The sequence below is a fragment of the Rossellomorea sp. SC111 genome (genome assembly GCF_024733565.1).
Classification (GTDB): domain Bacteria; phylum Bacillota; class Bacilli; order Bacillales; family Bacillaceae_B; genus Rossellomorea.
This window is the reverse complement of the sequence record NZ_JANIOC010000001.1, coordinates 121,440-135,716: the sequence shown is the minus strand read 5'-3', so window position 1 is coordinate 135,716 and position 14,277 is coordinate 121,440. Positions and strand designations below refer to the sequence as shown.

The following is a 14,277-nucleotide window of genomic DNA, read 5'->3' as shown; positions in this document are numbered from 1 at the left end:
AAAATGGGCAAGTCTTCTAATTTGGGAATAGGAGACTTGCTTTTTTGTTTATGGTACACTTATTTAGAAAATCATAAGAGTAGGATCTATATAAAGGCAGTGAATAACATGTACCCATTTAAACTGGTTGTCATCGACTTGGAGACAACAGGAAATTCCCCGAAAAAGGGAGAAAAAATCATTCAACTATCAGCGGTTATAATAGAGGGCGGTAAAATCATCGATCAATTTACGTCCTTTGTATCTCCCGGGAAACCTATTCCCGCTTTTATAGAGGAGTTAACGGGGATCAACGATGACATGGTGAAGGACGCCCCGTCCTTCCATGAAATTGCACCGAAAATCCTGGAAATATTGGATCATGGTATCTTTGTGGCCCACAACGTCCAATTTGATCTTTCATTTCTTCAGGCAGAACTGGAAGAAGCAGGGTATAGCCCATTTAAGGGACCTGCCTTTGATACAGTGGAACTTGCAAAGGTGGCATTGCCATCTGCGGACAGCTTTAAATTGACGGAGCTTTCCAATTCATTGAGTTTGAGTCATGTCAGGCCCCATCAGGCGGACAGTGATGCGTATGTGACAGCTGAAATCCTTCTTTATTTTATCGAAGAACTTTCAAAGCTGCCATTGGTCACGCTTGAAAAACTTCATAAACTCTCGAACCACTTGAAGAGTGATCTTGATTTGTTGTTTGACAGCATTGTGACAAAGAAGCAGAAACATGTAGAGGATCTCTCAGACGAACTGGAGGTATACCGGGGTCTTGCCCTTCGTAAAAGAAAGCAGCATCTCACAACCCATGAAGAAATTGATCTTAATATACCGGATATAGAAGGTCACTTGGCTCAACATGTTCCTTTCTACGAAAAAAGAGAGCAGCAAATGGAAATGATGAAAGAAATAGGACATGCCTTCGATGAATCACAGCATATTGTCATTGAAGCCGGTACCGGTGTTGGTAAGTCACTGGGTTATTTATGGCCAGCCGTTCTGTTTGCCAAACGTACTCAGGAAAAAGTGGTCATCAGTACATATACCATTCAATTACAAGAGCAACTGCTCCATAAAGAAATTAAATTACTGGAGAAAATCAGTCCAACCCCTTTCAGGACGGTTCTCTTGAAAGGGAAGAATCATTACATAAATCTGTTTAAATTCGAGCAGTCCCTCAGGGAAGATGAGTCCCAATACGATGTGGTCCTGACAAAGATGCAGATTCTTGTATGGCTGACACGGACCGAGACAGGGGATATGGATGAATTGAACCTCACTTCCGGAGGGCAATTGTTTTGGAATCGATTAAAACACGACGGCTGGCACCTCACCCATGCAAAAGATCCCTGGGTCGGAAAGGATTTCTATCTTGCTGCAAGAAAGAATGCCCAGGAAGCAGATATCATCATCACAAACCATTCGATGCTTTTAACCGATATGGTGAGGGAGAGCAGCATGCTTCCTTCCTACGATTATTTAGTGATCGATGAGGCACACCATTTGGAAAAATCAGCACGACAGCATCTGGGGGTAATCATGGATTATCTCTCCATTAAATTCAGTACGTCACAATTAGGGATGCTGGATCACAAACAACTGTTTTACCGGCTGGATCAACTTCTTTCGAATCACTCAGTAGGTCTGCTTACCCATCCCTTTGAGTTGGATAAGATCATCGGTCAGTTTTATATGGATCTGGAAGAGGCCTTTTCCGTATTGACAAGTGTATTCTATAAAAAGGCTAGAAAGAGAACGGGGATACAGAAGATCCAGCTGCGCATTACCGATGAAATGAAAAACAGCAGTTATTGGCAGCCTGTCATTATGTCCATGGAACGCGTGATTTCAGGAATGAAGCATATTGAAAGGGAGTTTCAACGGGTGCTGGATACCATCAAGGAAAAGAAAATCAAACTCCTTGATAAAGAGAAGGCGCTCATTGAAGAATTTTATAGCTTTCTGGTGGATTTGACAGAATTAAGAACAAACTTTCAAACTGTGTTTCTTAAAGACCTGAACAACCATGTTCTCTGGCTGGATGGAGACACAAGATCACTCCCGAACAGCCTGACTATCCAGGCTCAACCAATCACAGTCGACGTGAATCTCCAAAATGAAATTTTCGCCAAGAAGAAAAGTGTGGTGATGACATCTGCCACGTTGACCGTCAGCGGGTCATTCCATTATTTCTTGAATGAAATCGGACTTACAGACAATGTGAAAAAGTTGCAGCTAACTTCCCCCTTCGACTATCATGAGGTCTCAAGGCTTTTCGTTCCGACGGATGTACCAGAAATTCAACAGGTTCAAAACGAGGAATATATCGAGGCTATCAGCTCCCATTTGATAGGGGTCGCCCAGGCGACAAAAGGGCGGATGCTCATATTATTCACGTCTTACGATATGCTGAGGAAAACATATGAGCTCATGAAAGAAAGTGGCTTATTGGAAGAATATGTGCTGATGGCACAGGGTATCACATCAGGGAGCCGTACCCGGTTGACAAAGAACTTCCAGCGTTTTGATAAGGCGATATTATTTGGGACAAGCAGTTTCTGGGAAGGTGTGGACATCCCGGGAGAGGACCTGTCCTGCCTTGCGATGGTGAGACTGCCGTTTACCCCGCCGGATGAGCCGGTCAATCAAGCGAAATCGGATATCCTGAAAGCCCAGGGGAAGAACCCATTTTCTTCCCACTCTTTACCTGAAGCCATCATCCGCTTCAAGCAAGGGGTAGGAAGACTGATCAGAAGGAGCAGTGATCGGGGAATCGTGATTGTGTATGACCGCAGAATCAAGACAACAAGGTACGGTAAAGCATTTTTACAGTCGATTCCTTCTATGGAAGTCCAAGAAGGAGATCTATTTGATCTGATTTCCTGGATTGAAGATTGGCTCTGAATCCGTTTAAAATTCAGTGATAAAATCTCTCCATTAACACACTCTAAAGGGTAGATGTGAAACTGGAGGATTTTAAATGAGAGTGATTCTACTGGTAATGCTGTCCTTTCTCCTGATGCTGTCAGATGCCTATGGAATGAAAGTCCCCAAAGTGGATTTGAACGTGTCCCAAGAGGAGTATGCGATTAGTTTCCTCCCTGTTCAAAAAGGGGAGGTAGCTGTCCTTCATCTGTCATCCGGGGAACATTATTTGATCAATACGGGATCATATAAGGACCGCAGGCAACTTTATTATTATTTCAATCAAATTCACATAGACAACATCAAGGGTTTGATCATTACGGAGAAGAGTGAAGTGGATGAGAAAATGATTGCTGAACTGGTGAAAAAGTTCGGCATTGAAGAAATTGTGGTAGGGAAATCCCTCGAACCATTCATGCCGAAACAATTCTCACGATTCATTCATACCATCCAAGAGGACAAGACCTTTACATTCTCTGATGAATTAACCATTAAGGCTGTACACGAAGGAAATGAAAAGAGAGAAGGGTTGGATTTTTCCATCACCTTTTTTCAGCATCGCTTCCTCTGGTTGAGTTCTCAATCATCTCATGCTGAAGGAATATTGCTCAGGAAACCTCTGAAAAGTGTCAACATCGTTAAACTGCCTGTCCATGCCAAAACAGAAGGCATGTCTCACGAGCTTCTTAAACATGTTGACCCACAAACCGCCATTTTATATCGGTCGAAAGAGAGGCTCCTGAATAGTGATATGCTTGAAGCCATCAATGAAGCATGGATCGATCTTTACTTAACGGGGCAACATGGACTGATAGCTGTGAAATTTAACAGGAGAAACTACGAGGTCCTCACATTTGATCAGGAAGATGGAGTATTCAAGGAGGGAGGCTGACAGTTCAGCCTCCCATATGAATTCATCATCGTTTTTATGATATCCCCCTACCAAGGTGACCCCTTATGTTGTTATAATATGTGTAGAGTTTTTTATTCGAAATAGGGTAGTAGTTAAAAGGAGGAGCAACATGGAAAGTCGAATTGAAGTTCTTTCCACCGTTCGTATCGAATATACGGATAACTTATATAAAGTGGTTGATACATTGAATAGAACGTTGAAAAAAGATGATTATATGTTTGGTTTAGCATTAGATCCGGAAGATCAGAATCAAGCAGTATTAACAATTTATCGTACATAAAGAGTGATTGTAATGAAAAAATGGATAACCATCATCGTACTATTGTTCATCGTCATTGGAATATCGGCCTCCGTCCTGTTGTATCAGGTTTCCCGGAATCCTCTCGATCATCAGAGAGACCTTGCCCTGAAGCGGGTAAAAGACGAAACCGGCATCGTGAAAGTGGAGGAGACGAGCTTTTATAATGGCTCTACATCATATGTAGTGGTTACGGGTGAAAATGAACAGAAGGAAAAGCTGGTCGCATGGGTTCCCGATAAGAAAGGGAAAATTATTGAGGAAAAATGGGCCAATGGCATTACAAAAGATCAGGCAATCAATAAACTAAATGATGAAAAGGAACCGAAAGAATTATTATCGGTCCGTTTAGGGTATGAATCTGTCGGTCCGGTATGGGAAATGACCTACTTAGATCAGCAAGACAATTTAAATTATTATTATCTGCTGTTTTCTTCAGGGGAATGGTGGAGGAAAATTGAAAATTTATGATCAGGGGGAACACGACAAATGAAATTCACATTAGCTGATAGAGTCAGTGCACTAACTCCATCCACGACGTTAGCGATCACGGCTAAAGCGAAGGAAATGAAGTCACAGGGAATCGATGTCATCGGTTTGGGTGCCGGAGAACCTGACTTTAATACACCGGAACACATCATCAAGGCAGCCTATGAATCCATGGAGGAAGGTCATACGAAATATACTCCCTCCGGGGGAATGGCCAAACTGAAAGAAGCGATCATCCATAAGTTTGAAACCGATCAGCACCTGACATACAAACCTTCTGAGATCATCGTGACAAGTGGTGCAAAGCATGCTTTATATACATTATTTCAGGTCTTATTAAATGAAGGGGATGAAGTCATCATCCCTACCCCTTACTGGGTCAGCTATCCTGAACAGGTGAAGCTCGCCGGTGGTACTCCTGTTATTGTTGAGGGAAAAGAAGAGAATGAGTACAAAATCACTCCACAACAGCTGGAAGGGTCAGTCACTTCGAGAACGAAGGCAGTCATTCTCAACACACCAAGTAACCCTACAGGTATGCTGTATTCCCGTGAAGAGCTTCAGGCTATCGGGGAAGTTTGCTTGGAAAAGGGCATCATGATCGTGTCGGATGAAATATACGAGAAGCTGGTTTATGATGGGAACACCCATACTTCCATCGCAGAATTGTCCCCGGAATTGAAAGACCAAACCATCGTGATCAACGGTGTCTCTAAATCACATTCCATGACAGGTTGGAGAATCGGGTATGCGGCAGGAGACGAATCGGTCATCAAAGCGATGACCAACCTTGCCAGCCACTCAACCTCCAACCCGACTACGACCTCACAATACGGGACAGTTGCAGCGTATATGGGAGATCAACAGCCTGTAGAGGATATGAGAGAGGCATTCGAAAGTCGCCTAAACATTGTGTTTGATAAATTGAACTCTATTCCAGGGTTCCATTGCCTGAAACCTCAAGGTGCTTTCTATCTTTTCCCTAATGTGTCGGAAGCTGCTGAGAAAACCGGCTACAATAATGTAGATGAATTCACGAAAGCCCTGCTGGAAGAGGCGAAGGTAGCCGTCATCCCGGGTTCTGGTTTCGGGGCAGACAACAATATCCGTCTTTCATATGCCACAAGCCTTGATGCCCTCGAAGAAGCAATCGAGCGCATGCACAAATTCGTTGTCAATAAGAGCAAATAATATTGGGGATCCGCAGACCGTATGCCGGTCTGCTTTTTCCTTAAAATCATCTCGTTTTGCTCTATCTATTGCGACGGGATAATGGTAAATGTATAATAAATAACGATACATAAGCGTCTTAGTTTTTTTGGAGGGAAAAAATCGTGAAAACTACTATATCTCAAGTAAGTAAGTTCGTTGGTGAAGAAGTAACCATCGGGGCATGGCTTGCCAACAAACGTTCAAGTGGGAAAATTGCCTTTCTACAGCTTCGTGACGGTACTGGATTCATTCAAGGTGTTGTCGTTAAAAGTGAAGTGGAAGAAGAAGTCTTTCAAAAAGCAAAATCATTGACTCAAGAAACGTCACTATATGTAACAGGAACGGTTTCTGAAGATTCCCGTTCACCGTTTGGATACGAACTGCAAGTGAAAAGCGTGGAAGTGATCCACGAAGCCGTGGATTATCCAATCACGCCGAAGGAGCATGGAACTGAATTCCTGATGGACCATCGTCACCTTTGGCTTCGTTCCCGTAAACAGCATGCCGTGATGAAAGTGCGGAACGAAATCATCCGTGCTACATATGAATTCTTCAATCAAGAAGGGTTCGTTAAGGTGGATCCTCCGATCCTCACTGGTAGTGCTCCGGAAGGAACGACTGAATTATTTGCTACTAAATATTTTGAAGAAGACGCATACCTTTCCCAAAGCGGTCAGCTATATATGGAAGCTGCAGCCATGGCGTTAGGAAAAGTATTCTCATTCGGCCCTACATTCAGGGCGGAAAAGTCAAAGACCCGTCGTCATCTGATCGAATTCTGGATGATCGAACCTGAAATGGCATTTTATGATTTCAAGGATAACCTGGAAGTACAGGAGCAGTATGTTTCTTATATCGTTCAATCCGTTCTGGATAATTGCAAGCTTGAATTAGACCGCCTGGGAAGAGACCTGTCTAAACTTGAGCAGATCAAAGCTCCGTTCCCGCGCATCACGTATGACGATGCCCTGAAATTATTGCATGAAAAAGGCTTTGATGATATCGAGTGGGGAGATGACTTCGGTGCTCCGCACGAAACAGCCATTGCTGAAAGTTACGATAAACCTGTGTTCATCACACATTATCCGACTTCCCTAAAGCCCTTCTATATGCAGCCGGATCCGGATCGTGATGATGTAGTACTCTGTGCAGACTTAATCGCTCCGGAAGGGTATGGGGAGATCATCGGTGGATCAGAACGTATCCACGATGCAGAACTGATGAAAGCGCGCATTGAAGAGCATGAACTGGCTACAGACGCATACAAGTGGTACCTGGAATTAAGGGAATATGGATCTGTGCCTCACTCAGGCTTCGGTCTCGGACTTGAAAGAACAGTAGCCTGGATCAGCGGAGTAGAACACGTAAGGGAAACCATCCCATTCCCACGTCTACTAAACCGTCTGTATCCTTAATTACACTGACCTTAGAGCTGGCTGGATTGCTTAAGAGCATTCCAGCCGGTTCTTTTCTTTTATAACTGTCGTTAGGATCTTAATTTAGAGCATAAGGGCTTTGGCTAATGGGAGAACCCCTGCTCCATTTGATTTCAAATTCTTATAACATCAAGGTTTTCGAATTTAAAATTCTGTGCAAAGCGATCTCTTTTAGTTAGGTTTATAATTTGACAGTCAGTATGTAGAAGCACAGAGTGGATTGAAGCGGAAAGGAACGGTCGATGTTTTACACTAAACTTGGAAATAAATGAATCATGAGATCTTTTGTTTTTCCAACTTTCTTCTAATCCATAACCATGTCCACATATATTGAATCATGATATACTAATGAGTGAGGTGTACTGAATATGGATTATAAACATTTAATGGTGTCCTGGATCGAAGAGGGGACACTGAACATCCCGCAATTATTATTATCAAATTACCATACACTCGGTTTAAATGAATCAGAGTTTGTTCTGCTATTGCATATTTACGGCCATTTGGAAAAGGGAAACTATTTTCCGACACCGGAAGAGCTTTCAAAGCCCATGAGCATTTCCAGTGAATTTTGCTCATCCTTATTACGAAAGCTCATTCAACAACAATTTTTATCGATTGAAGAAGGTTCTTCAGCAGAAGGAATTTTATTTGAGAAGTATTCTCTCAATCCACTATGGGAAAAGATGGCGGAATTCGTCATCCAGGATTCGAAAATGAAACAAATGCAGCAATCAATGGAAGAAGAAGCAGATATCTATACGACATTCGAGCAAGAATTCGGCCGTCCTTTGTCTCCATTAGAATGTGAGACCCTGGCCATGTGGCTTGATCAGGATGATCACAATGCCATAATCATTAAAGCAGCATTGAGGGAAGCGGTCATTTCAGGGAAGCTGAACTTCAGATACATCGATCGGATTCTTTTTGAATGGAAGAAAAATGGTGTGAAAACCATCGAAGATGCACGGAGCCAAAGCCAGCGCTTCAGGTCCCACCAAAAATCGGCTGCTTCAAATGAATCAGCTTCTTCTCCAAAACGAAAATCAGTACCATTCTATAATTGGCTTGAGCAATAAAACAATGAAAGGGGACTGACTCTCACATTTTTTGGGTTGGTCTCTTTTTTTGATACAATTCATTCCTTGGGTTGGAGGTAGCAGGATATATGTTAAATAAAAAACAAATCCACATTTGTCTCGATGAAATGAGAAAGATGTTCCCCGATGCACATTGTGAACTCCGTCATGACAATCCTTTCGAACTCGTCATAGCAGTTCTTCTATCGGCACAGTGTACGGATGTCCTTGTGAATAAAGTGACAAAAGGTTTATTTGAAAAATATAAAAGACCTGAAGACTATCTGGAGGTCACGTTGGAAGAACTTCAACAGGATATACGCTCTATCGGTCTGTATCGAAATAAGGCAAAAAATATCCGGAAATTGTGTGAAATTCTCCTTACTGAGCACGGGGGAGGAGTACCGAATAGACATGAAGAGTTAGTGAAGCTTCCCGGCGTGGGCAGGAAGACGGCGAACGTCGTGGTTTCCGTTGCCTTTGGAGAACCGGCCCTCGCCGTCGACACTCATGTTGAACGGGTCAGTAAAAGATTGGGGATCTGCAGGTGGAAAGACAGCGTATTGGAAGTAGAAAAAACGTTAATGAAAAAAATTCCGAGAGAAGAGTGGTCCGAAACCCATCACCGGTTGATTTTTTTCGGGAGGTATCACTGTAAAGCGCAATCTCCTCAATGCGAGGTCTGTCCCTTGGTAGACCTGTGCAGGGAAGGTCAAAAAAGATTGAAGAAAAAGGGCAGCATATGAGTGGTACCTTCCTCAATGTCCCTAAACAATTGAGGGATCCCTTTTTCTTTTCCGAGGATAGAGTAGAGGTCGATTCCCACATCGATCCTTGTGATCCGTTTTTTGCATATGAGATTCTTTATTACAATGAGATGAGTCCAGATTCACTGCCCTGGCTGGTTCAAGGGGAATGGGTAATAGACATCATCATGGAGTGGAAAAAAGAAGAGGACCATCTTAAAGGGCTATTCAAAAGCCGCTCAAAAGACATATTAGAGTCAATGAGAAAAAGTATCGGCAGGTTTTATGTACTTTTGTATTGGAGCAATAAGCATCCGGTTAATTTGGATAATTGGCAGTCATCAATAGTACACTTTTCCTTAAAGCCTGTAAATGTCATCGAACGTTTAACCTTCATCAGAAATAATCCGGCACTCTATCATTCATTTATTCAGCTGTCTCAGCTTTTTGAAGAACAACATAAACTATATGCCAAGTATCAGGCTTTGAATCACTCAGCAAATAAATAAGGCAACGAGAGAATTCTCTCGTTGCCTTATTTTTATTATTGATCTCTTCTAGGTTCTGATTGAGTAGCAGGTGTACCAGTGCCATCCCCGGTCCCGGTATCATCTCCGGTTCCTGTTCCAGTGCCATCTCCGGTCGTGCCACCATCACCGGTTCCAGCGTCACCGCCACCACCTGTTCCTCCGTCTCCGGTCCCGTCTCCTTCAGGAGGAGGAGTGGTGCCATCCTCGTCACCTGTAGTACCGCCATCATTGCCGGAGTTATCATCATTTCCATTATCTTGACCGTTTCCGTTCCCTTGGTCATTTCCTGTCCCTTGATCATTCCCGTTTCCTTGACCATTCCCGTTGTTACCTTCGTTGTCATCTTCCGGTTTTCCTTCATCCTTTTTATCCGCTTTTACTTCTACGTTTACGGATGCAGGATTACTTCGTTGATCACCTGATATGGCTACAACTTCAAAGGTGAAGGTGCCTTCGGATTGAATGTTTTCGACATTTAATCCTTTTTTGTCTGTAGTCGTCAAGACTTGTTTCGCTTCCCCATTGATGGATACGGAAACCTCAAACTGAACGTTTTTCTCTTTCCCGTAATCCCATGCAAGGGTGATTGTTTTATCCTTCTTATTAAATTTACCTTTCAGTTTGGAAGGAGCATCGATTTTATCGAATTCCTTGGAAACCTTGGAAGGTTCCGTTCCCTTAACGAACAGCTCTGTGATGATTCTGTCATCAGGTGTATATTCGCTTGGCAGTCTCGCAGGATCACTTCCCATTTCCACTTTCGATTCCACTACGCTGTCAGGCTTTTTAAAGTCAGATGTATCGACACCATCATGAACATAGCTCATCAAATCACTTACGATATACTGAGCGACATGTCGATCAGTAGGGGAAAGTGGGATGGATTGAGTCTTATAGCCGGTCCAGACGGCTGCCGTGTAATTTGTTGTGTATCCTACAAACCATGAATCAGGTGCTCCTGATTTAGCGATGCCATATTTATCACGCTCTTCTTGGGAATAGTTGGTCGTACCGGATTTACCTGCCATCGGTAACCCGGGCACTTTAGCGAATTTACCCGTACCTTGAGGGTGATCGATGACGCTTTTCAGCATATCGGAGACCATATAAGCCGTGTATTCCTTCATCGCCGGTTCCGGTTTGTTTTCGTTCTTAATTTCTGTTTCACCGTCACGGAGGACGACTTTCGTTACAGTGTGAGGCTTATTATAAACCCCTTCATTACCGAATGCAGCATACGCGCCAGCCATTTGTACGGAGTTTACACCAGGTGAAACCCCTCCAATGGAGGCAGATTCATAGTAATGATCGAACTTCAGTCCCAGTCCGTTGACGAAATCTGCCGCTTTCTCAGCACCAACTGCCTGGAAGGCTTTTAAAGCTGTGATATTCCTGGAATCCCACAATCCTTCACGGATGGTGATCGGTCCTTTGAATTGACCGTCGTAGTTGTTGATTTCCGTTCCGTTTGAATATTCATAAGGCTCATCTTTTAAAATATGGTAGGTTGACCATTTTAGATGTTCGATGGCAGGAGCATAATCAAGCAATGGCTTGATGGTCGATCCGGGCTGACGCTTTGAGTCGATGGCATAGTTAAAGCCACGCTTGACCTCGGGATCCTGTTCTCTTCCTCCTCCAATGGCCCTGATTTCACCGGTTTTCGTATCCATGAGGGTTACACCGGCCTGCATGGCCTCCTCCGCATTTTCCGGATAGCTGAAGCTCGTATTTTCACCTGCCAGGATTTCTTCCAATCGTTTTTGTGCATCCGGGTCGACAGTAGTATAGACTTTTAACCCGTCAGAGAATAAATTGTAATCTCCCATTTTCTGAACTTCATCTATCACGGCATCCACAAACGCAGGATACTTATCTCCACTTTTCTTTTCCACATCTTCCGCCGATACCAGTCCTTTTGTAATCGGGACGGCTTGTGCAGCTTTCTTTTCTTTTTCCGTAATTTTACCGTGCTGAGCCATTAATGACAAAACGATATTACGTCTTTTTTCTGCACTTTCTGGATGTTTAAGAGGATTATAATTGTTCGGACTTTGAGGAAGTCCTGCAATCATAGCTGCTTCGTGCAGTTTGATATCCTTGATCTCTTTCCCGTAATAATGATCAGCAGCTGTCGCCATACCATTGATGCCGTCAGACATATATACTTTATTGAAGTACATTTCAAAGATTTCTTCTTTTGTATATTCCTGCTCAAGTTTCAAAGCAAGCCATGCTTCCTGAGCTTTTCTCTTTAAGGTTTTCTCAGGGCTTAAAAAAGAGCCTTTTATGACTTGTTGAGTAATCGTAGAAGCACCCTCTGAACCGAATCCTCCTGTTATATTAGCTATGACGGCCCCGCCTAACCGTATCAGGTCGATCCCGTTATGTTTATAGAATCGGTTATCTTCCGTGGCAATGACGGCGTCCTGCATGACCTGAGGGATGTCGTCGAAGTTTGCATACTCCCGTTTTTCTTTTCCCACAGTCGTGATCAGGTCTCCGTTCATATCATAAATTTCAGATGCAATCGGATCCTTCAGCAATTTTTCGTCGAGCTTTGGTGCGCTTGATGCGTAATAGGCAAATAACCCTGCACCTGCGAGCATCCCGATGATCCCGATAATAAATAATGATATAATGACGCGCTTAACCATAGAGCCTTTTTTCTTGCCCTTAGGGGATTTAGACTTCTGTTGGGCCAGGCGTTTTTCTTCCCTTGACTTATATTGACCAGCCATATTGTTTCCTCACTTTCAGGTCTTCTCTGTTTTTAGTATTGTCTAAGATTAAAAATATACTACTCATATTGAGATAAAATATAGATTAACTCATTTTTCTTAAACTAAAAATATAACTGATGGACTATTTTTAAATAATCGACTCTTGGATGGAGTCCCAATGGAATGGAAAACCCTTTCTCTTCCATTTCCTCCCGCTTGATTGATTTCCTTCCGCCACCTGCCATGCGGTCCCAGTAAACACGCAGTGCCTCGTAGGGGAGAAGGAATACTTCTTCTGAGACGGAGAACCTTATAAGTACGAAAGTGATGCCTTCCTGCTTATGGACCGACTCCATGTGAAGAATCTGGTGTTCATGAAAATTTTGAAGGGGGAAGGACGTCTTATTTTTCGTTTCCTTCGCTTCAAAGTCAATGTATCTTCCATTGTAGACCCCGTTATAGTCTGTCGTTGACGGTTGCTTAAAGTACGCTTCCTTTATGACAGCAGCACTCCTTGAAGGGTAGTGAACATCCACAATTTGAACCGGGGTGGGTTTTTTATGAATCACCGCTTTTTGAAACGTCAAGTAATATTGATTGGTTTCATTGATATCTTCTTCGAGTGTCATCCCTCTGTTGCTATATGATATTTGTTTCGGTTTGGCCTTTGTTTTTTTTGAGGGTAATGTCGCTTCCACATATTTCTTTCCATTGGGATAATGGAATTTCATGGTAATTCACCTCGCAGACTAATCTATATCATAACAGAAACCACTCCATTTTGTGTGAATAATTGTTTACAAATCTCCTCATTCTAGGACTAGATGGGAAGGAGGGATAAAAAGGATGAAAAAATTCAGCAATACTTATCGCTTTTTACCCCATATACCTGAACTTAAACGTAGAAATGATTGGATTGAATTTGTAAATCAACTGGTGGATGAATACAATCAGGATAATATATCGCGCACAAAAGCTTATCAAACATTTTTTCTCCTTCATCCCGAGATCAAATGGTCGTTCCTGGCCTCTATGGTATCAAGGAATGCAGGTTGGAATATGACCGATTTGAAGGGGGAGATCTTCCCGGGCCTTTTGAGCCGTAAGACATGCGATCTTCTATTTAAGACCTATGAAAGAGCGAATTGGAGCATCTTTCAGGATGCTTTTCCCCAACTTCTTCTCTATCATTATTCGACGTTGTATAAGAAGAAAATGTTTCATTTCTTTAAAGACTTTCACATTTCGCATTTTATGGAAGACGAATGGAATCGCTTCTGGGAGGAGAGGGATGAAAGGAGATTGGTGCAGTCGCTCATCATAAATGAACAGCACCTCATACAGGGGCCGGTCATCGAACATGGGCTTTATAAGAGAAAGGTGTTTGGCACTTCGCTCTTCTTTATTGAAGATCATCTGCACTTCAGTTCCGTCCTTTTCCCGACTTTATCTGGAGATCTGTACGGGGCAAGTGTACATGGTTTCAGAAAAGTTGAAAATAGAATCAAGTTGGGCAACCTCTTATTTGAACTACTATTTCATCCTGATTGCCATAGTTTCTTTCTTGAGTTTGCTTTAAAAGTCGAGCATACAGGTTCCAGGATGGATTACGAAAAATATTGCCGCGGAGCACCTGATACGAATACACCTCTTCTTAAAAAGGCATACGGTCAAATAACCCATAATTGGGCGGTTCACAAAGACTGGTCCGTCGACAAAATCATTGAGGGGAATTGGTATAAAAAGCAGGAACTTCCTGTAGATGTCATCATGACAAAATGGTTTTTCCATAAGCAGCGGCAACTGCAGAAACTGGCAGTCGCCAAGAAGTTTTTCAAGGGGATATGGCCCGGTACAAAGAAAAAGAAGATGCGGACATTTTGAAACTGTCCGCATCTTCTTTTTGAAATTGAACTGGTCAGAGTTTTCCAG

At 42.8% G+C, this 14,277-nt stretch carries 12 protein-coding genes; 10 read left to right on the top strand and 2 right to left on the bottom strand.

Annotated features, from left to right (window positions below):
• Positions 1–108 precede the first annotated feature (108 nt).
• The 9 genes from dinG to NQ095_RS00695 all read left to right on the top strand — a co-directional run bounded on the left by dinG (position 109) and on the right by NQ095_RS00695 (position 9,601).
• Positions 109–2,898 carry an ATP-dependent DNA helicase DinG gene (gene dinG / locus NQ095_RS00735; protein WP_258261614.1) on the top strand — a complete coding sequence of 930 codons (2,790 nt, stop codon included), beginning with the start codon at positions 109–111 and terminating at the stop codon, positions 2,896–2,898.
• 76 nt (positions 2,899–2,974) lie between these two features.
• A complete protein-coding gene (locus tag NQ095_RS00730) occupies positions 2,975–3,811 on the top strand; it encodes an aldo-keto reductase family protein (protein ID WP_258261613.1) in 837 nt (278 codons plus the stop codon).
• Between the two features lie 130 nt (positions 3,812–3,941).
• Positions 3,942–4,112, top strand: coding sequence for a YpmA family protein (locus tag NQ095_RS00725; protein WP_079533122.1), 171 nt, complete (start codon positions 3,942–3,944; stop codon positions 4,110–4,112).
• Between the two features lie 12 nt (positions 4,113–4,124).
• Complete coding sequence (locus tag NQ095_RS00720; RefSeq protein ID WP_258261612.1) at positions 4,125–4,601, top strand: cell wall elongation regulator TseB-like domain-containing protein; 477 nt, start codon at positions 4,125–4,127, stop codon at positions 4,599–4,601.
• A gap of 18 nt (positions 4,602–4,619) precedes the next feature.
• Positions 4,620–5,810, top strand: coding sequence for a pyridoxal phosphate-dependent aminotransferase (locus NQ095_RS00715; RefSeq protein ID WP_258261611.1), 1,191 nt, complete (start codon positions 4,620–4,622; stop codon positions 5,808–5,810).
• Positions 5,811–5,953: 143 nt separating this feature from the next.
• Positions 5,954–7,246, top strand: coding sequence for an asparagine--tRNA ligase (gene asnS / locus NQ095_RS00710; RefSeq protein WP_258261610.1), 1,293 nt, complete (start codon positions 5,954–5,956; stop codon positions 7,244–7,246).
• A 389-nt stretch (positions 7,247–7,635) separates the two neighbouring features.
• On the top strand, positions 7,636–8,346 hold the full coding sequence (locus tag NQ095_RS00705) for a DnaD domain-containing protein (protein WP_258261609.1): 711 nt from the start codon (positions 7,636–7,638) through the stop codon (positions 8,344–8,346).
• Between the two features lie 89 nt (positions 8,347–8,435).
• On the top strand, positions 8,436–9,092 hold the full coding sequence (gene nth, locus NQ095_RS00700) for an endonuclease III (RefSeq protein ID WP_258261608.1): 657 nt from the start codon (positions 8,436–8,438) through the stop codon (positions 9,090–9,092).
• A complete protein-coding gene (locus NQ095_RS00695) occupies positions 9,089–9,601 on the top strand; it encodes a YpoC family protein (RefSeq protein WP_258261607.1) in 513 nt (170 codons plus the stop codon). The genes nth and NQ095_RS00695 overlap by 4 nt, the downstream gene beginning before the upstream one ends.
• A 35-nt stretch (positions 9,602–9,636) precedes the next feature.
• Here NQ095_RS00695 and NQ095_RS00690 read toward each other — a convergent pair whose 3' ends face one another.
• Both NQ095_RS00690 and recU read right to left on the bottom strand, forming a co-directional pair.
• A complete protein-coding gene (locus NQ095_RS00690) occupies positions 9,637–12,363 on the bottom strand; it encodes a transglycosylase domain-containing protein (protein ID WP_258261606.1) in 2,727 nt (908 codons plus the stop codon).
• Positions 12,364–12,467: 104 nt separating this feature from the next.
• Positions 12,468–13,076, bottom strand: coding sequence for a Holliday junction resolvase RecU (gene recU / locus NQ095_RS00685; RefSeq protein ID WP_258261605.1), 609 nt, complete (start codon positions 13,074–13,076; stop codon positions 12,468–12,470).
• A 115-nt stretch (positions 13,077–13,191) separates the two neighbouring features.
• Here recU and NQ095_RS00680 point away from each other — a divergent pair, with 115 nt between their 5' ends.
• Positions 13,192–14,229: a DUF2515 domain-containing protein gene (locus NQ095_RS00680; protein ID WP_258261604.1), complete on the top strand. Its 1,038-nt coding sequence runs from the start codon at positions 13,192–13,194 to the stop codon at positions 14,227–14,229.
• The last annotated feature ends 48 nt before the right edge of the window (positions 14,230–14,277 follow it).

What these genes read in the sequence shown, in the direction of transcription:
- dinG (WP_258261614.1), top strand. Translation starts at nt 109, where the DNA reads ATGTACCCATTTAAACTGGTTGTCATCGACTTGGAGACAACAGGAAAT.
- NQ095_RS00730 (WP_258261613.1), top strand. Translation starts at nt 2,975, where the DNA reads ATGAGAGTGATTCTACTGGTAATGCTGTCCTTTCTCCTGATGCTGTCA.
- NQ095_RS00725 (WP_079533122.1), top strand. Translation starts at nt 3,942, where the DNA reads ATGGAAAGTCGAATTGAAGTTCTTTCCACCGTTCGTATCGAATATACG.
- NQ095_RS00720 (WP_258261612.1), top strand. Translation starts at nt 4,125, where the DNA reads ATGAAAAAATGGATAACCATCATCGTACTATTGTTCATCGTCATTGGA.
- NQ095_RS00715 (WP_258261611.1), top strand. Translation starts at nt 4,620, where the DNA reads ATGAAATTCACATTAGCTGATAGAGTCAGTGCACTAACTCCATCCACG.
- NQ095_RS00705 (WP_258261609.1), top strand. Translation starts at nt 7,636, where the DNA reads ATGGATTATAAACATTTAATGGTGTCCTGGATCGAAGAGGGGACACTG.
- nth (WP_258261608.1), top strand. Translation starts at nt 8,436, where the DNA reads ATGTTAAATAAAAAACAAATCCACATTTGTCTCGATGAAATGAGAAAG.
- NQ095_RS00695 (WP_258261607.1), top strand. Translation starts at nt 9,089, where the DNA reads ATGAGTGGTACCTTCCTCAATGTCCCTAAACAATTGAGGGATCCCTTT.
- NQ095_RS00690 (WP_258261606.1), bottom strand. Translation starts at nt 12,363, where the DNA reads ATGGCTGGTCAATATAAGTCAAGGGAAGAAAAACGCCTGGCCCAACAG.
- recU (WP_258261605.1), bottom strand. Translation starts at nt 13,076, where the DNA reads ATGAAATTCCATTATCCCAATGGAAAGAAATATGTGGAAGCGACATTA.
- NQ095_RS00680 (WP_258261604.1), top strand. Translation starts at nt 13,192, where the DNA reads ATGAAAAAATTCAGCAATACTTATCGCTTTTTACCCCATATACCTGAA.